General features: G+C 66.4%; 14 protein-coding genes. 8 read left to right on the top strand and 6 right to left on the bottom strand.

Going from position 1 to position 16,236, the window contains the following annotated elements; all coding sequences use genetic code 11:
- Positions 1 to 74 precede the first annotated feature (74 nt).
- On the bottom strand, positions 75 to 1,229 hold the full coding sequence (locus tag VLK31_RS01200; RefSeq protein ID WP_409166543.1) for an ABC transporter substrate-binding protein: 1,155 nt from the start codon (positions 1,227 to 1,229) through the stop codon (positions 75 to 77).
- Between the two features lie 271 nt (positions 1,230 to 1,500).
- Between VLK31_RS01200 and VLK31_RS01195 the strand changes: the two genes are divergently transcribed.
- On the top strand, positions 1,501 to 2,583 hold the full coding sequence (locus tag VLK31_RS01195; RefSeq protein ID WP_409166542.1) for a TRAP transporter substrate-binding protein: 1,083 nt from the start codon (positions 1,501 to 1,503) through the stop codon (positions 2,581 to 2,583).
- 131 nt (positions 2,584 to 2,714) lie between these two features.
- Here VLK31_RS01195 and VLK31_RS01190 read toward each other — a convergent pair whose 3' ends face one another.
- Positions 2,715 to 4,559: a TRAP transporter large permease subunit gene (locus VLK31_RS01190; RefSeq protein WP_409166541.1), complete on the bottom strand. Its 1,845-nt coding sequence runs from the start codon at positions 4,557 to 4,559 to the stop codon at positions 2,715 to 2,717.
- Between the two features lie 19 nt (positions 4,560 to 4,578).
- Positions 4,579 to 5,217 carry a TRAP transporter small permease subunit gene (locus VLK31_RS01185; protein ID WP_409166540.1) on the bottom strand — a complete coding sequence of 213 codons (639 nt, stop codon included), beginning with the start codon at positions 5,215 to 5,217 and terminating at the stop codon, positions 4,579 to 4,581.
- A gap of 176 nt (positions 5,218 to 5,393) precedes the next feature.
- On the opposite strand from VLK31_RS01185, the gene VLK31_RS01180 reads away from it, so the two are divergent.
- Positions 5,394 to 6,716 (top strand): SUMF1/EgtB/PvdO family nonheme iron enzyme, encoded by a 1,323-nt coding sequence (locus VLK31_RS01180; protein WP_409166539.1) that lies wholly within the window; start codon positions 5,394 to 5,396, stop codon positions 6,714 to 6,716.
- 4 nt (positions 6,717 to 6,720) lie between these two features.
- On the opposite strand, the gene VLK31_RS01175 is transcribed toward VLK31_RS01180, so the two are convergent.
- Together VLK31_RS01175 and VLK31_RS01170 are read right to left on the bottom strand one after the other, a co-directional pair.
- Entirely contained in the window at positions 6,721 to 8,160 is a 1,440-nt protein-coding gene (locus VLK31_RS01175; RefSeq protein ID WP_409166538.1) for an MFS transporter, read from the bottom strand.
- A gap of 84 nt (positions 8,161 to 8,244) precedes the next feature.
- Positions 8,245 to 9,600: an aspartate aminotransferase family protein gene (locus VLK31_RS01170; protein WP_409166537.1), complete on the bottom strand. Its 1,356-nt coding sequence runs from the start codon at positions 9,598 to 9,600 to the stop codon at positions 8,245 to 8,247.
- Between the two features lie 106 nt (positions 9,601 to 9,706).
- Here VLK31_RS01170 and VLK31_RS01165 point away from each other — a divergent pair, with 106 nt between their 5' ends.
- Complete coding sequence (locus VLK31_RS01165; RefSeq protein WP_409166536.1) at positions 9,707 to 10,663, top strand: LysR family transcriptional regulator; 957 nt, start codon at positions 9,707 to 9,709, stop codon at positions 10,661 to 10,663.
- Between the two features lie 7 nt (positions 10,664 to 10,670).
- Here the strand turns inward: VLK31_RS01165 and VLK31_RS01160 are convergent, their stop codons facing one another.
- Entirely contained in the window at positions 10,671 to 11,435 is a 765-nt protein-coding gene (locus tag VLK31_RS01160; RefSeq protein WP_409166535.1) for a FadR/GntR family transcriptional regulator, read from the bottom strand.
- 217 nt (positions 11,436 to 11,652) lie between these two features.
- Between VLK31_RS01160 and VLK31_RS01155 the strand changes: the two genes are divergently transcribed.
- From VLK31_RS01155 to VLK31_RS01135, 5 genes are read left to right on the top strand one after another with little or no spacing between them, the layout of a single operon-like run.
- Positions 11,653 to 12,858: an ABC transporter substrate-binding protein gene (locus VLK31_RS01155; RefSeq protein ID WP_409166534.1), complete on the top strand. Its 1,206-nt coding sequence runs from the start codon at positions 11,653 to 11,655 to the stop codon at positions 12,856 to 12,858.
- A 28-nt stretch (positions 12,859 to 12,886) separates the two neighbouring features.
- A complete protein-coding gene (locus tag VLK31_RS01150) occupies positions 12,887 to 13,747 on the top strand; it encodes a branched-chain amino acid ABC transporter permease (RefSeq protein WP_409166533.1) in 861 nt (286 codons plus the stop codon).
- A gap of 8 nt (positions 13,748 to 13,755) precedes the next feature.
- Positions 13,756 to 14,727 carry a branched-chain amino acid ABC transporter permease gene (locus tag VLK31_RS01145; protein ID WP_409166532.1) on the top strand — a complete coding sequence of 324 codons (972 nt, stop codon included), beginning with the start codon at positions 13,756 to 13,758 and terminating at the stop codon, positions 14,725 to 14,727.
- Entirely contained in the window at positions 14,724 to 15,491 is a 768-nt protein-coding gene (locus tag VLK31_RS01140) for an ABC transporter ATP-binding protein (RefSeq protein ID WP_409166531.1), read from the top strand. The genes VLK31_RS01145 and VLK31_RS01140 overlap by 4 nt, the downstream gene beginning before the upstream one ends.
- Positions 15,488 to 16,201: an ABC transporter ATP-binding protein gene (locus tag VLK31_RS01135; protein WP_409166530.1), complete on the top strand. Its 714-nt coding sequence runs from the start codon at positions 15,488 to 15,490 to the stop codon at positions 16,199 to 16,201. The genes VLK31_RS01140 and VLK31_RS01135 overlap by 4 nt, the downstream gene beginning before the upstream one ends.
- Positions 16,202 to 16,236 lie beyond the last annotated feature (35 nt).

Genomic DNA, 16,236 nt, shown 5'->3' with positions numbered 1-16,236 from the left:
TGCGCCAGATGCGAGAGAGGCGAGAGAGGCATGGCGGGCCGCGCGGCCCGCCACCGAAGCGGCAGGAACCCTGCTTACTTCTCGATCACGAACTGCGTGCCGCGCGTCACGCTGACGATGGCCTGCTGCTGCGCGTCGTAGCCGGCGGGCTTGCCGGCCTTGTCCTTGGCGCGCGCGAAGGCGAAGGCGCCGGTGGCACCGGTCCACTTCACGTTGGGCAGCGCGTCGCGCAGGGCGGCGCGGTCGTTGGTGAGGTTGCCGGTGAGCTTCACGCCCTTGAGCGCCTGGGCCACCACGTACAGGCCGTCGTAGGCCTGTGCCGCGAACTGGTCGGGAGCCGCCTTGAACTTGTCGTTGTAGGCCTTCTGGAACTTGGTGTTCTCGGGCGTGGCGTTGCTGGACGACCAGGGGCTGCCCACGTACAGGTTGTCCGAGCTGCCCTTGGCCAGTTCGAAGATCTTGGTCGAGTTCATGCCGTTGCCTCCGATGACCGGCACGTTCAGGCCGAGCTGGCGGGCCTGCACCATGATGGGCGCGCCTTCGGCCAGCAGGGCCGACAGCACGATGGCGTCGGGGTTGGTGGCCTTGATCTTGGTGAGCTGGGCCTTGAAGTCGACGTCGCCCTTGGCAAAGGTCTCGGTCGTGGTCACGGTCAGCTTCAGGTCTTCCAGGGCCTTCTTGAAGTTGTCGTAGCCGCTCTTGGTGAACACGTCGTCGTTGCCGTAGAGCACCGCAACCTTCTTCACGTTGGCGTGCTTGATGGCCACGCGCAGGGTCTCGGGCAGCACGTCGGCCTCGGTCACCGAGTTGCGGAACACGTAGTCACCGATGGAGGTGATGCCGTCGGCGGTGTTGGAGGTGCCGAAGGCCACGGTCTTGGAGGCCTGGGCAATCGGGTCGGCCGCCTGGGCCGAGTTCGACAGCGTGGGGCCGAAGGTCATCAGCACCTTGTCCTGGAAGATCAGTTTCTTGAAGACGTTGATGGCGTCTTCCTTCTTGCCCTGCTCGTCCTCGACGGTCAGCACGATCTTGTCGCCGTTGATGCCGCCGGCGGCATTGATCTCATCGGCCGCGAGCTGAAAGCCGTTGCGAATGGCCGAGCCGTACTGGGCGGCACCGCCGGACAGCGCGGCGGCAACGCCGATCTTGATGTCGGCCGCTTGCGCGCCGAAAGCGGTGGCCGCGGCGAAGGCGAGCAGTGCGGGCTTGAAGGAGGTTGGGAGTCTCATGTTTGAATGCCGGTGTCGGGGTGAGTCGGGGTAAATCGTGGTGTGGGTCAGGACGTGTGTCTGCAAGTGCGTCAGGCGAATTAACATTTTATGCCTCGTCTACAAGGCTGGCCCCGGTGCCCTGGCGTAGGCCGCAGGTGAGCGCGGCGCGCAGGGTAAACCCCGGCCGGGTGCTGTAAGCGCGTTTTTACAATCGCCCGGGCTTGGACAGAAGTCACCAACGCGGCCACAAGCCGCGTTTTGTTTTTTCAAAGAACTCGGAGAGCTACTCATGGATCGTCGTTCCCTCATCAAAAACGCCGGCATTGCCGGCGTTTTGGCCTATGGCATTGCGCCGGCCGTTCACGCGCAAGCCGCAATTCGCTGGCGCCTTGCGTCGAGCTTTCCGCGCTCGCTGGACACCATCTTCGGCAGCGCCGAAATGCTCTCGAAAACGGTCAAGGCACTGTCGGGCGGCAAGTTCGAGATTTCGGTGCACCCCGCCGGTGAACTGATGCCGGCCTTCGGCGTGGTCGACGCCCTGCAGGCCGACACCCTGGAAATGGCCCAGACCGCGGCCTACTACTTCACCGGCAAGGACCCGATCTTTGCGTTCAGCTGTGCCGTGCCGTTCGGCCTGACCGCGCGCCAGACCGACTCCTGGAAGGACTACGGCAACGGCCGCAAGCTGCTCGACGCCTTCTTTGCGCAGTACAACTTCCGCACCGCCAGCGCCGGCAACACCGGCACGCAAATGGGCGGCTGGTACCGCAAGGAAATCAAGACCGTCGAAGACCTGAAGGGCCTGAAGATGCGCATGGGCGGCGGTGTGTTCGGCGAGGCCATGGCCAAGCTGGGCGTGGTGTCGCAGAACATGCCCGCGGGTGACGTGTACCAGGCGCTCGAAAAGGGCACGCTGGACGCCGCCGAGTTCGTCGGCCCCTACGACGACGAAAAGCTGGGCTTCAACAAGGTGGCCCCGTACTACTACTACCCCGGCTGGTGGGAAGGCGGCGCCGACCTGGAGTTCTTCATCAACAACAAGGCATTCGCCAAGCTGTCGGACGAGAACAAGGCCATCCTCGACGCAGCCACCAAGGTGGCCGCGCGCGACATGATCGCCAAGTACGACGCCTACAACCCCGTTGCGCTCAAGCGCCTGGTAGCGGCCAAGACCCAGCTCAAGCCGTTCCCCAAGCCAGTGATGGACGCGGGCTTCAAGGCCTCGATGGAAGTGTTTGCCGAGCATGAAGCCAAGTCGGCCGACTTCAAGAAGATCCACCAGGACATGCGCGCGTTCCAGCGCGACCAGATCCTGTGGAACCGCTTCTCGGAGTACCCGTTCAACCAGTACATGAACTCGATCAAGATCTGAGGACCTGCTGGCCGGCCGTTCGCGGCCTGGCAGCAAAAAGGCCGGCCTGCTTTTGCAGGTCGGCCTTTTTTTTGGGGGCTTCAAGCGGGGGCGGAATGAACCGGCCCCGTGTGGATGCGCGGGATGTCGCGTCAGGGCTTCGTCGGCTTCAGCGCGTCCTGCATGGCCTTCATGGGGTCGCTTTCTTCGGTCTGCGCGGCCGGTTCCGGGGTGGCGGGCGTGGCCGGTGCGGTGGGTGCCGGTTCGGCACCGGGTGCGCCCGGCTCCGCCTTGGGCGCCTGCTCTTCCGGCGTGCCGTAGGGGTCGGCGGGCGGGGCGTCGCCTTCGGGCTTCAGGCTGTCGCGCATCTGGGCACCGATGTCGTCCAGGTTCACCTTGACCTCCTTGTCGAGCGCGCCCGTCACGATCTGCGGGAAGGCGATGAGCACGCCCACCATCGTGAGCTGGATCAGCACGAACGGGATCGCGCCCTTGTAGATCTGCATCGTCGTTACCGGCTCCATGACCTTCTGGGTCACGCGGTCCACGTACTGCTTTTCTGGCGCGACGGAGCGCAAGAAGAACAGCGCAAAGCCGAACGGCGGGTGCATGAACGAGGTCTGCATGTTCACCGCCAGCAGCACGCCGAACCAGATCAGGTCGATGCCCAGCTTGTGCGCCACCGGCGCCAGCAGCGGCACCACGATGAACGACAGCTCGAAGTAGTCCAGGAAGAACGCCAGGAAGAACACCAGCACGTTCACCGCAATCAGAAAGCCCACCGGGCCACCGGGAAGCGAAGACAGCAGGTGCTCGACCCAGATTGGGCCGTCCGCCGCCTGGAACACCAGGCTGAACACGGTGGCGCCGATCAGGATGAACATCACGAAGCTCGACAGCCGCGTGGTCGAGGCCATGGCCTGCTTGAGCAGCGAGAAGCTCATGCGCCGGCGCACCCACGCCATCACCAGCGCCCCCACGGCACCCATGGCGCCGCCTTCGGTGGGCGTGGCCACTCCCAGGAAGATGGTGCCCAGCACCAGGAAGATGAGCAGCAGCGGCGGAATCAGCACGAAGGTGACCCGCTCGGCCAGGCGCGACAGCAGGTTGAGCTTCAGGCCCTTGTTGACCAGCGCAATCACCAGCGCCAGGAACACGCCGCCGCACATGGCGACCACCACCTTCTCGTCGGTGGCCACGAAGGTCACTTCCTCGCCCTGGAACCAGGTGTGCACGGCCGCCATGTTGCGCGCCAGCCAGACCGCCACCACGGCCGACAGGGCCGTGAGCGCCACCAGCGAGGTGTAGCCGCCGCTGCCGTCGGGCTGGCGGAAGGTGCGTGCCTCGGTCGGCAGCGCGGGCACCTGCGTGGGCTTGAAGATGGCGAGGAAAACCACGTACAGCACGTACAGGCCCATCAGCATGAAGCCGGGCAGGAACGCGCCCTTGTACATGTCGCCCACGCTCTTGCCGAGCTGGTCGGCCATGATGATCAGCACCAGCGAGGGCGGGATGATCTGCGCCAGCGTGCCCGATGCCGCAATGACGCCGCTGGACAGCCGCCGGTCGTAGCCGTAGCGCAGCATGATGGGCAGCGAGATCAGGCCCATCGAGATGACCGAGGCCGCCACCACGCCGGTGGTGGCCGCGAGCAGCGCGCCCACGAAGATCACCGCCAGCGCCAGGCCGCCGCGCATCGGGCCGAACACCTGGCCGACCGTGTCGAGCAGGTCTTCGGCCATGCCGCTGCGCTCCAGAATCAACCCCATGAGCGTGAAGAACGGCACTGCCAGCAGCGTGTCGTTGGCCATGATGCCAATGAGCCGCTGCGGCAGCCAGGCCATTACCGACGACTGGAACACGCCCAGCTCGATGCCCACGAGACCGAAGAACAGGCCGCAGGCCCCGAGGCTGAATGCCACGGGAAAGCCCAGCAGCAAAAAGCAGATGAGCCCCGCAAACATGATCGGGGCGAAGTTGGCAACAATGAATTCCATGGTGTGTGTGCTCGGCCGGTCAGTGTTGCGGCTTGGAGGCCACGGCGCTTGTGCCGGGCGCGGCCTTGGCGGCGTCCGCCTCGGCCTGCAGGCGCAGCGCTTCGATGAGTTCGGCCTCGGCCGTCTTGTCGGTCAGCCGGCCCATGGGGTCGGGCCCCGCGCCGCGCAGGAACGCGATGCGCTTGATCAGTTCAGACCAGCCCTGCAGCAGCAGCAGCACAAAGCCCACCGGCAGCGCCGCCCAAACGGGCCAGCGAATCAGCCCGCCGGAGTTGCCCGACATTTCGCCGGAGCGGTACATCTGCAGCACCACGGGCATCGACAGCCACAGCACCGTGAGGCACAGCGGCGTGAGGAAAAAGGTGAAGCCGATGATGTCGATCCACACCTGCTTGCGCTTTGAAAGCCGGCTGTTGAGCACGTCGATGCGCACGTGTTCGCGGTGCAGCAGCGTGTACCCAGCGGCAATCAGGAAGGACCATGCAAACAGGTACCACTGCACCTCGAGAAACGCGTTGGAGCTGGTGTTGAACACCTTGCGAACGATGGCGTTGAGGGCGCTGATCAGCGTGGCCGCCAGGATCAGCCAGATGGCGTATTTGCCGACCTGGGCGTTGAGCCAGTCGATGGCCCGGGACAGCTTGAGCAAGCCTTGCATTTCATCTCCGTTTTTTGTACTGGATGCCCCAGATACGACTGCACCCGACGCACTGGCTTTGTGTGCCAGCGGGTCGGGTGCGTGAGGCGGAGCGGATTCTATCGACGTAATCGAGGGTGTCTGCTGGGGGCGTACCCGGGGGCGCACCTGTGATCGAAGGGTCGCCATAATGGCCGATGGCCCAGACACCGCGCCCCCCTCCGGCCTCGGCCGTGGCAACCTCCCCGTCGATCGATTCACCCGACATGCGTCGCGCGGGCCGCGACCTGCTGTCGCTCGCGCTCATCGATGCGCGCAACCACACCCTGCACCTGCTGTCGCTCTACGAGCAGGCGATTGGCGAGACGATGCAGGTGCATGCCGGGCCCGACGTCGTGCCGCCGCTGTGGCTCGCGGGGCACATCGGCTGGTTCGCCGAATGGTGGATCGGGCGCAACACGCAACGCGCGTTCGGCAACGACTGCCCCGCGCGGCCGACCCGGCTGGCGGCGATAGAGCCCGGCGCGGACGACTGGTGGCGTACAGCGCCGATCGTTCCGATGCCGCCTATGTCGCAGATGCCGCCGATGTCGCCCGGGCAACACGGCATTGCCGACCTGCCCGATCTGGCCCACACCAAGGCCTACATGCTCGAGACACTGGAGAGCACGCTCGAGCTGCTGGAGAAAGCCGCCGAGACCGACGCCGGCCTGTACTTCTACCGCCTGGCGCTGTTCCACGAAGACCTGCGCGGCGAGCAGTTGGTGGTGATGGCGCAAACCCTGGGGCTGCCTTTGGGCGTAGAGCATCCGCCCATTGCCGTCATGCGCGAGCCGCTGCTGCTGCCGGCCACGCGCTGGGAGCTGGGTTTGCCCGACAGCGGCTTTGCCTTCGCGCAGGAGCGCGTGGCGCACCGGGTGGACGTGCCCGAGTTCGAGATCGACGCGCAGCCCGTCACCTGGAGCCAGTTCATCGAGTTCGTCGACGACGGCGGCTACGACCGGCAGGAGCTCTGGCATGCCGAGGGCTGGCGCTGGCTGGCCGCGCAGGTCGAGGGGCGGCGCGGGCCGCGGCATGTGGAGCAGATCGGCGTGGCGCGCAACGGCAGCGGTGGCTCGGTGCTGCAGCAACGCTTTGGCGCGACGGTGCGCGCGGCCGGCCACCACAGTGCCGTGCACCTGAGCTGGTGGGAGGCCGACGCGTGGGCGCGATGGGCCGGCCGGCGCATCGCGACCGAGGTGGAGTGGGAGATCGCGGCGCACACCGCCGCACGGCGCGGCTTTCGCTGGGCCGACGTGTACGAGTGGACAGCGGGCACGCTGCAGCCGTGGCCCGGCTACCAGGCCGACCCGTGGAGCGCGGGCACGGCGTTCGATCCGGCCAAGGCCTTCGGCAAGGCGCGCGTACTGCGCGGCGCATCGTTCGCGACGCGTGCGCGCTTGCGTTCGCCGCGCCGCCGCAGCTTTGCGCTGCCCGAGCGTGACGACGGTTTCTTCGGCTTCAGAACCTGCGCGCTCTGAGGCTTCAGCGCCAGTGGCCTGAAGCCAGCGGCGGCGCCACTTCTTCGAGCGGCTTGCGCTCCGCATCGGCCGCGTAGCGCAGGGCCAGCAGCCCCGCAACAATCACCAGCACAGCGCCGATGGCGTAGCCCACCATCACCGCTTCGCGGCTGCCCGTTTCGATGAGCATGCCGAACAGCACCGGCGCCGCGAAGCCGCCTGCGCCCATGCCCACGGCATAGAAGATCGCGATGGCGATGGCGCGCATCTCCAGCGGAAACACCTCGCTCACCGTGAGGTAGGCCGAGCTGGCCGCCGCCGACGCGAGAAAGAAAACGGCCGACCAGCACAGCGCCTGCGTGCGCGCGTCAAGCCAGCCCTGCATGAAGGCCCAGCCCGTGATCGCCAGGCCCACGCCGGCCAGCACGTAGGTGAGGGCGATCATCTTGCGCCGCCCCACGCGGTCGAACAGCGGCCCGAGCAGCAGCGGGCCCAGCACATTGCCAAGCGCGAACGGAAAGATGTAGTACGCAACGCGGCCCTCCGGCACGGCATAGAAGCGCGTGAGCACGAGCGCGTAAGTGAAGAAGATCGCGTTGTAGAAAAACGCCTGCGACACCATCAATGCCAGTGCGACCACGCTGCGCTGGCGGTAGTGCTTCAGCAGCACGCGTGCGACTTCGCGCATCGACGCGGTCCGATGGCCGGCTGCAGCGTATTGCACGTGCCCCGTCGAGGGCGGTGCGGGCAGGGGGCCATGCTCGGCCTCGACCTTCGCCTCGATCTCTTCGATGATGCGTTTGGCTTCATCGATGCGCCCGTGCGCGATGAGCCAGCGCGGGCTCTCCGGCACGTCGCGCCGCACGAGCAGCATCGCCACGGCCAGCACCGCGCCCAGCGCGAAGCCCGCGCGCCAGCCCCACACGGGCCCGATCACGCGCGCATCGATCAGCACGAGGCTGATGCCCGCGCCCAGCGCCGCGCCAATCCAGAAGCTGCCGTTGATCGCAAGGTTCACGCGCCCGCGCACGCGCGCCGGAATGAGCTCGTCGATGGCCGAGTTGATGGCCGCGTATTCGCCGCCGATGCCCAGCCCCGTGACGAAACGGCACAGCGCGAAGAAGGCGAAGTTGGGCGAGAACGCCGTGGCCAGCGTGCCCAGCGTGTAGACCAGCAGCGTGACCAGAAAGAGTTTCTTGCGCCCCAGCCGGTCGGTGAGCCGCCCGAACACGAGCGCGCCAACGACCGCGCCCGCGATGTAGATGGAGCCCGACCAGCCGATCTGGCCGGCCGTGAGCCCGAGCGTGTCGGGCCGCTCGAGCACGGCGCCGATGGAACCGACCAGCGTCACTTCGAGCCCGTCGAGCACCCAGGCCACGCCCAGCGCGATCACCACGCGCCAATGCCAGCGCGACCACGGCAGGCGGTCCAGGCGGGCGGGGATGTCGCTGCGCAGGTCCGTCATGCAGAGGATTATTGGAAGGCGGCCGGCGTGCCGCCTGTAGGACCCGGCCCCCGATGGGGCCGTGCCTGTGTGCCTAGGGCAGGCTCAGGCCGTCTCGGCCAGCGCGTCGGCCAGCGCGTTCACCATGCGGTCGATCTCCGCCTTCTCCGAGATGAACGGCGGCGCCAGCTGGATGGTGTCGCCGCCGTAGCGCACGTAGAAGCCCTTCTTCCAGCAGTTCATGGCAATTTCGTACGGCCGGCGCGCGGGCTCGCCCGGCAGCGCGGCAATGGTGATGCCCGCGGCCAGACCGTAGTTGCGAATGTCGGTGACGTGCTTGCTGCCCTTCAGGCTGTGCACCGCGTTCTCGAAATGCGGGGCCAGCGCTTGCACGCGAGCGACCATGTCTTCCTTCTGCAGCACCTCGAGCGCCGCAAGGCCCGCGGCGCAGGCCACGGGGTGCGCGCCGTAGGTGTAGCCGTGCGGAAACTCCAGCATGTAGTCGGGGCCGCCGGCGGCCATGAAGGTGTCGTAGATCTCCTTGCTGGCCACCACGGCGCCCAGCGGCTGCGCGCCGTTGGTCACTTGCTTGGCAATGTTCATGATGTCGGGCGTCACGCCGAAGGCCTCTGCGCCGGTGAGCGCGCCGCAGCGGCCAAAACCGGTGATCACCTCGTCGAAGATCAACAGGATGTTGTTGGCCGTGCAGATGTCGCGCAGGCGCTTCAGGTAGCCCTTGGGCGGAATCACCACGCCGGCCGAACCCGAGAAGGGCTCGACGATCACGGCGGCAATGTTCGACGCGTCGTGCAGCGCAATGATGTCGAGCAGGCGGTCGGCCAGCTCGGCGCCGTGCTCGGCCATGCCGCGCGTGAAGGCGTTCGACGCCAGCTGCGTGTGCGGCAGGTGGTCGGCTTCCAGGCCCTGGCCGAAGAGCTTGCGGTTGGCCGCGATGCCGCCGACCGAAATGCCGCCGTAGTTCACGCCGTGGTAGCCCTTCTCGCGGCCGATGAGGCGGGTCTTGCTTGCCTGGCCCTTGGTGCGCCAGTAGGCACGCGCCATCTTCAGCGAGGTGTCGGCGGCTTCGGAGCCGGAGCCGGTGAAGAACACGTAGTCCAGGCCGGCGGGCGTCAGTTCCTTGATCTTGTTGGCCAGCTCGAACGACGCGGGGTGGCCGAACTGGAAAGCGGGCGAGTAGTCGAGCTTGGCGATCTGGCGGCTCACGGCCTCGGTGATCTCTGGGCGGCCGTGGCCCAGGCCGGAGCACCACAGGCCGGAGAGGCCGTCGAAGATCTTGCGGCCGTCGATGTCGGTGAAGTAGGCGCCCTTGGCCTCCACGATGATCCGCGGATCGGCCTTGAAGTTGCGGTTGCCGGTGTAAGGCATCCAGTGCGCGTCGAGCCAGGCGGCGTCGGTGCGCACGGCGGGCGAGGGTTCGAGGGCAGAGGTGGCAAGGGTCATGGCGATTCCCGCACGGGCGGGCTCCAGGGGGTGATGAGGTGTGCCGATTGTTGGCACAGCCTTCAGTGTGGAGAATGGCGCAATATCAATGTTCACTTGACACTTCATGCAAGTAAAAGAGAAAGCCCAAAACGGTGCCGCCGGCAGCCGAAACCGCGCCGTATTGGGGCAGCTCAGCGACATGGACCTGCGCCTGCTCAAGGTGTTCAAGAGCGTGGTCGACTGCGGCGGCATGGCGGCCGCCGAGCTGGAGCTGAACATCGGCACGTCGACCGTGAGCCGCCATGTGAAAGACCTGGAAACGCGGCTCGGCCTGGTGCTGTGCCGGCGCGGCAGGGCGGGCTTTGCGCTCACGGCCGAAGGCCAGCGCGTGTACGACGAAACCTTGCGGCTGCTGGCCTCGGTCGACGCCTTTCGCGGCAGCATCGACGACATCCACAACCGAATGGGCGGGCAGCTGGAGGTGGCGGTGTTCGACAAGACGGCCACCAACCCGAACGCGCGCATCGGGCAGGCGATTGCGCGCTTCACCGAGATCGCGCCCGAGGTGGGCCTGGCGCTGCACGTGGGGTCGATCAACGCCATCGAGCAGGGCGTGCTGGAGGGCAAGTTTCAGATCGGCATCATCCCGGCGCACCGCAGCTCCAAGAGCCTGGTGTACGCCGACCTGTTCGACGAGACCATGCTGCTGTACTGCGGCAAGGGGCATCCGCTGTTCGAGGCCAGCCATGCAAAGCTCACCTGGGCCAAGCTGCGCGAGCACCACTTTGCGGGGCTGGGCTACCACTCGCCCAACATGGAGCTGAGCCACCGCGCCCGGCTGTCGCGCAAGGCGACCGGCTTCGACCAGGAGGCGATTGCCACGCTGATTCTGTCGGGGCGTTTTTTGGGCTTTTTGCCCGACCACTACGCGCAGGTGTTCGAGCAGCGCGGGCTCATGAAGGCGGTGTTGCCGGCGCGCTTCAACTATGCGTGTCGATTCGTGAGCCTGCTGCGGCGCTCGCCGAAGCCGTCACGGGCGGTGCTGGCGTTTCAGGATTGCCTGGAGAAGGCGCACGCTTAGGTAGCGCTCAGCGCGCCCCGCTCGGCAGCAGCAGGTGCTTGGCCCCGATGTGCGCTTCCATCTCGTGCATGTGGTGCTCCGCATCGACCATGTGCTCTGACATCAGCCGGTGCACCTCCGCGGCGTCTTCCTTGCGGTAGGCCGCCAGCAATTGCGTGTGGTAGTCGACGTTGGTCTCACCGAAGTGGTGGTGGTCGAGCGCCTTCTTGTAGACCACGAGGTCGCGCAGCAGGTCGTTCAGAAAGCGGCACATGAAGGAAAGCACCGGATTGGGGCAGCTTTCGGCCAGCAAGGTGTGAAAGGCCAGCTCGGCCTCGCGCTGGATGCGCAGTTCGTCCTCGTTGGTCGGCTCGATGGTGCACAGGCGCACGTTGTCTTCGAGCTTTTCGAACTGCTCGGGCGTGAGCTTGCCGACCACGCTCACCGCCAGTTCGGGCTCCAGCGCCTTGCGCAACTGGTAGATGTGGTGCCCGTCGAGGTGGTGAAAGTGCAGAAAGTTGCGCAGCGGCTCCGACGCATGCTCCACCGACACCTGCTGCAGGTAGGCGCCGCCGCCAGGCCCTGTGCGAATGGCGATGAGCCCGCGCACTTCCAGCGCCTTCAATGCCTCGCGCACCGTGCTCTTCGAATAGCCGAAGAGCTCGATCAGTTCTTTCTCGTTCGGTAGCCGGTCGCCGGGCTGCTTGCGCTCCGCCACGATCCAGCGCTTGACGTCTTCGACGATGACGTCCGAGAGCTTTTGCCGCTTCGGGCGGTGTTGTCCCACCTTCATTCGCACGCTCCATGCCCATCGGGAGATGCGCGGAATGCGCAACAGCGGGCGATCTTAAACGGCGTCATGCGAGGGGCCTCGATGAGGTTGGGTACGGGATTTGCTAGCGGGTTTTTACCAGCATATTAATCCTATTTATCCGCTTAAATTCGCCGGCATCCGACGGCGCTCTTTTCCCTTGTTTCCACCACGTTCCACCACGACCGGAGAAAAACCCATGCAACGCAGACACCTTCTTCAGCTGGCCGCCCTGTCGGCCGCCCCCGCTTCGCTGCTCTCGGGCCGCGCGGCCTTCGCGCAATCGGCCGAGGCCATTCGCTTCGGTTGCCCGGTGCCGATGTCGGGCGCCTTCGCGGCCAACGGCAAGTACGCCGACCTGGGCATGAAGCTGGCCATCGAGCAGTACGGCAGCGTGCTGAAGCGCCCGCTGGCCTACACGGTGCTCGACACCGAAGGCAAGCCCGCCACCGCCGTGCGCAAGGTGCAGGAGGCCTCGCAGCAGCAGGGCGCCAAGTTCTTCGCGGGCGGCATCCTGTCTTCCGAAGCGCTGGCCATGGGCAAGGAGGCCGAGAAGGCCGGCGCCCTGTTCATCACCACCGCGGGCGCCGACGAGATCACCGGCAAAGACTGCAACCCCGCCACCTTCCGCTGGTCGGTGCCCACCTTCGGTGCCATCGAGCAGACGGTGCGCCCGCTGATTGCAAGCATGCCCAAGGCCAAGCGCTGGTACACCATCACGCCGCAGTACGTGTTCGGCGAAGGGTTGCTGAGCGCGGCCAAGAACATCTTTCAGGAGAAGGGCATCGAGCACGTGGGCAACAGCTACCACTCGCTCAATGACAAGGAATTCAGCGGCTACCTCACCAACGCCATGGCCGCCAAGCCCGACGTGCTGCTGCTGCTGAACTTCGGCGCGCAGTCGTCCGCCGCGCTGCGCCAGGCGGTGAGCTTCGGCATGCACAAGAACATGACGATCCTCATGGCCTGGGCTTCGGGCCTGGAGCAGTTCGACGAGCTGGGTGCCGACCTGTGCGAAAACGTCTACTTTGGCGCGCAGTACTGGCACACCGCCGACACCACGCTCAACAAGGACCTGGTGAAGCGCACTGCCGACAAGCTGAAGATCGTGCCCAACTACAGCCTGGCGGGCTCGTACATCTGCACCAAGATCCTGATCGACGGCATCGTGAAGGCGGGCACGGTCGACCAGAAGGCGGTGATTGCCGCGCTCGAAGGCATGAAGTTCGACGGCCTCACCGGCACCGAGGAAATCCGCAAGGCCGACCACCAGGTCATCAAGGACTACTACCTGCTCAAGGGCAAGGCCAAGTCGAAGATGGCCAACCCGGCCGACTACGTCGACGTGGTGAGCTCCGGCAAGTCCTTCCTGCCTATCGATAAAACCGGCTGCAAATTGGGCTGACCCCAGGCTCCCTCGCCCCACGACACCTATGTCCGTCTACCTGCTCCAGACCATCAACGGAATCGGCATCGGCATGCTGTATTTCCTGCTGGCCGTTGGCTTGTCCATCGTGTTCGGCCTGCTGCGCTTCGTGAACTTCGCGCACGGCGCTTTCTACCTGCTGGGTGCCTACCTGTGCTACCAGGCCATGCAGTGGGGCCTGAACTTCTGGGCCGCGCTGGTGGTGGTGCCGTTGGTGGTGGGGGCGCTGGGCTGGCTGGCCGAGAAGCTGCTGCTGCGCCGCGTGTACGCCAAGCCGCACGAGTTCCACATTCTGGTGACGGTGGGCCTTGCGCTGGCGGTGCAGGAAATCGTCATCGTGTTCTGGGGCCCGCTGGGCAACAGCGTGCCCACGCCCGACCTGCTGCAGGGCGTGGTGATGTGGGGCAGCTTCATCTACCCGAAGTACCGGTTGTTCGTGATCGGCTTCACCGCCGTGCTCGCGGTGCTGCTGTGGTGGGTGCTGGAAGGCACGCGTCTGGGCAGCGCGGTGCGCGCGGGCAGCGAGTCGACCGAGATGGTGTCGCTGCTGGGCATCAACGTGTTTCGCGTGTTCAGCCTGGTGTTTGCGCTGGGCGCGGCCACCGCGGCGCTGGCCGGCGTACTGGCCGCGCCCATTCGCGGCGCGGAGCCCTTCATGGGCGTCGAGGCGCTCAGCGTGGCCTTCGTGGTGGTGGTGATCGGCGGGCTCGGCAGCTTTGGCGGTGCGCTGGTGGGCGGGCTGCTCATCGGCATTCTGCAAAGCCTGATGAGCACCATTTGGCCACCGGGCGCGAGCTTGATGATTTACGTCGCGATGGGCGCAGTGCTGCTGTTGCGCCCGCATGGCCTGCTCGGCCGCAGAGGATGACCCACGCCATGCCAAGAAAATATTCCTTCCTTCTGGCGCTCGTCGTCGTGCTGGGCCTGCCGCTGGTGCTGCGCTCGGGCTCGCTGGCGAGCGAAGTGCTCATCTACGGCCTTGCCGCCGTCGGCTGCAACCTGCTGCTGGGCTACACCGGCCTGCTGAGTTTCGGCCAGGGCATCTTCTTCGGGCTGGGCAGCTACACCATCGCGATTCTGCTCACGCGGCTGCAGTTGCCGATGCCGCTGGCTTTGCTCTCGGCCATTGCCATGGGCGCGCTGGGCGCGGCGGTGGTCGGCTGGGTGGCCATTCGCCAGCGCGGCACGTACTTCGTGATGCTCACGCTGGCCTTTGCGCAGATGTTCTATTTCGTCGCGTACACCGCCTCCGGCCTCACGGGCGGGGACAACGGCCTGCTCGACGTGCCGCGCCCCGCCTTCATGGACACGCCGTGGAAGTACTACGCCTTCGTGGCGGTGATGTTCCTCATCGCGTTCGGGCTGCTGCTGCGCGTGACCGACTCGGTCTTCGGCCGCACGCTGCTGGCCATTCGCGACAACGAGGACCGCGCCGCCGCCGTGGGCTACAACCTCAAGCGCTTCAAGCTGCTGGCGTTCGTCATCTCGGGCGCCGTTACCGGCCTGGCGGGTGGCCTGCACGCCATGATGACCGGCATCGCGCCGCTGTCCAACGCGGAGTACCACACGAGCGAGATGATTCTGGTCATCACCGTGATCGGCGGCACCGGCAACTTGTTTGCGTCGGTGCTGGGCTCGGCTTTCTATGTGTTGCTGGCCGACTGGCTTTCCACGCTGTGGCCGCGCTGGCTGCTGCTGCTGGGCCTGCTGCTGATCGGCGTGAGCATCGGCATGCAGCGCGGGCTGTGGGGCCTGGGCGAGAGCGCCTGGCGCCGCGTGTTCCGCCCCAAGACCGCGCCTGAAACCAAGGCGGCCACGGCCGTCGCCGCGCAGGGAGACAAGGCATGAGCGACGTTCTCATCGAAGCCGTTGGCGTCACCAAGCACTACGGCAAGTTCGCCGCGCTGGGCGGTGTCGACCTGAAGATCAAACGCAACACCGTGCACTCGGTGATCGGGCCGAACGGCGCGGGCAAGACCACGCTGTTCCACATGCTCACGGGCACCGGCACCACCACCGGCGGGCGCATTGTTTTCGACGGCCACGACGTGACGCGCGAGCCCGACCACCAGCGCGTGCAGCGCGGCATGGCGCGCTCGTTTCAGGTCACCAGCCTGTTCGCGAGCCTGTCGGTGCGCGAGAACCTGCGCGTGGCGGCCCAGGGCGTGGCGCCGCGCCAGGCCATGAACTGCTGGCGTGCGCCGGTGGGCGAGCGCGCCTGCGCCGAGACGGTGGCCGAGGTGCTGGCGCGCGTCGGCCTGGAGCGGCTGGCCGATACGCCCGCCAGCGTGCTGTCGCACGGCCAGCAGCGCCGTCTCGAAGTAGGCATGGCGTTGGCTGCCAAGCCCAAGGCGATCTTCCTGGACGAGCCGACCTCGGGTATGGGCATCGACGACCTCGACGACATGAAGCAGCTGATTCGCGGCCTGCGCGACGCGCACACCGTGGTGCTGATCGAGCACAACATGAACATCGTGATGGACATCTCCGACACCGTGACCGTGATGCAACTGGGCCGCGTGCTGGCCGAAGGGCTGCCCGGCGACATCCGTGCCGACGCGCGCGTGCGCACGGCCTACCTGGGCAACATGATCACCGGAGGCAAGGCATGAGCACCGGCAACATCCTCGAAGTGGAAGGCCTGCATGCGCACTACGGCAAGAGCCATGTGCTGCAGGGCGTGTCGATGCGCGTGGGCGAGGCCGAACTGGTCACGCTGCTGGGGCGCAACGGCGCGGGCAAGTCGACCACGCTCAAGAGCATTGCGGGCGCGGTCATGCCGAGCGGCGGGCGCGTGCGCTTTCAGGGCGCGGACATCGCGGGCCAGCCGCCACACCGCATTGCGCAGCGCGGCGTGTGCCTGGTGCCCGAGCACCGCGGCGTCTTCAAGCTGTTGTCGGTCGAAGAGAACCTGCTGCTCGGCCAGCGGCGCGAATCGCCCTGGCAACTGAACGACATCTACCGCATCTTTCCGCGGCTGAAGGAGCGCCGGCGCAACGGCGGCGGGCAGCTCTCGGGTGGCGAGCAGCAGATGCTGGCCATTGGCCGCGCGCTCATGAACCATCCGCGCCTGCTGATCCTCGATGAACCGGTCGAAGGCCTGGCGCCGGTGATCGTGGAGGAGATCGTGGCGCAGCTCAAGACCATCAAGGCCGCGGGCGTGGCCATTCTGCTGGTGGAGCAGAACCTCGAAGTCTGCGTGCAGCTGGCCGAGCGCCATTACATCGTGGAGCAGGGCGTGATCGTGCACGAGGCCACCAATGCCGACTTCGTGGCCGACCACGAAGTGAAAGACCGCTACCTGGGCGTGGGCCTGGCCTGAGCCGCCCCGCATTCCCCTCATTTCTTTTTTTGCAG

The sequence above is a fragment of the Variovorax sp. H27-G14 genome, assembly GCF_046156345.1.
GTDB lineage: Bacteria > Pseudomonadota > Gammaproteobacteria > Burkholderiales > Burkholderiaceae_C > Variovorax.
Note: the sequence above shows the minus strand (reverse complement) of the source record. Positions and strands in the feature narration are given on the sequence as shown.

What these genes read in the sequence shown, in the direction of transcription:
- VLK31_RS01200 (WP_409166543.1), bottom strand. Translation starts at nt 1,229, where the DNA reads ATGAGACTCCCAACCTCCTTCAAGCCCGCACTGCTCGCCTTCGCCGCG.
- VLK31_RS01195 (WP_409166542.1), top strand. Translation starts at nt 1,501, where the DNA reads ATGGATCGTCGTTCCCTCATCAAAAACGCCGGCATTGCCGGCGTTTTG.
- VLK31_RS01190 (WP_409166541.1), bottom strand. Translation starts at nt 4,559, where the DNA reads ATGGAATTCATTGTTGCCAACTTCGCCCCGATCATGTTTGCGGGGCTC.
- VLK31_RS01185 (WP_409166540.1), bottom strand. Translation starts at nt 5,217, where the DNA reads ATGCAAGGCTTGCTCAAGCTGTCCCGGGCCATCGACTGGCTCAACGCC.
- VLK31_RS01180 (WP_409166539.1), top strand. Translation starts at nt 5,394, where the DNA reads ATGGCCCAGACACCGCGCCCCCCTCCGGCCTCGGCCGTGGCAACCTCC.
- VLK31_RS01175 (WP_409166538.1), bottom strand. Translation starts at nt 8,160, where the DNA reads ATGACGGACCTGCGCAGCGACATCCCCGCCCGCCTGGACCGCCTGCCG.
- VLK31_RS01170 (WP_409166537.1), bottom strand. Translation starts at nt 9,600, where the DNA reads ATGACCCTTGCCACCTCTGCCCTCGAACCCTCGCCCGCCGTGCGCACC.
- VLK31_RS01165 (WP_409166536.1), top strand. Translation starts at nt 9,707, where the DNA reads ATGCAAGTAAAAGAGAAAGCCCAAAACGGTGCCGCCGGCAGCCGAAAC.
- VLK31_RS01160 (WP_409166535.1), bottom strand. Translation starts at nt 11,435, where the DNA reads ATGAAGGTGGGACAACACCGCCCGAAGCGGCAAAAGCTCTCGGACGTC.
- VLK31_RS01155 (WP_409166534.1), top strand. Translation starts at nt 11,653, where the DNA reads ATGCAACGCAGACACCTTCTTCAGCTGGCCGCCCTGTCGGCCGCCCCC.
- VLK31_RS01150 (WP_409166533.1), top strand. Translation starts at nt 12,887, where the DNA reads ATGTCCGTCTACCTGCTCCAGACCATCAACGGAATCGGCATCGGCATG.
- VLK31_RS01145 (WP_409166532.1), top strand. Translation starts at nt 13,756, where the DNA reads ATGCCAAGAAAATATTCCTTCCTTCTGGCGCTCGTCGTCGTGCTGGGC.
- VLK31_RS01140 (WP_409166531.1), top strand. Translation starts at nt 14,724, where the DNA reads ATGAGCGACGTTCTCATCGAAGCCGTTGGCGTCACCAAGCACTACGGC.
- VLK31_RS01135 (WP_409166530.1), top strand. Translation starts at nt 15,488, where the DNA reads ATGAGCACCGGCAACATCCTCGAAGTGGAAGGCCTGCATGCGCACTAC.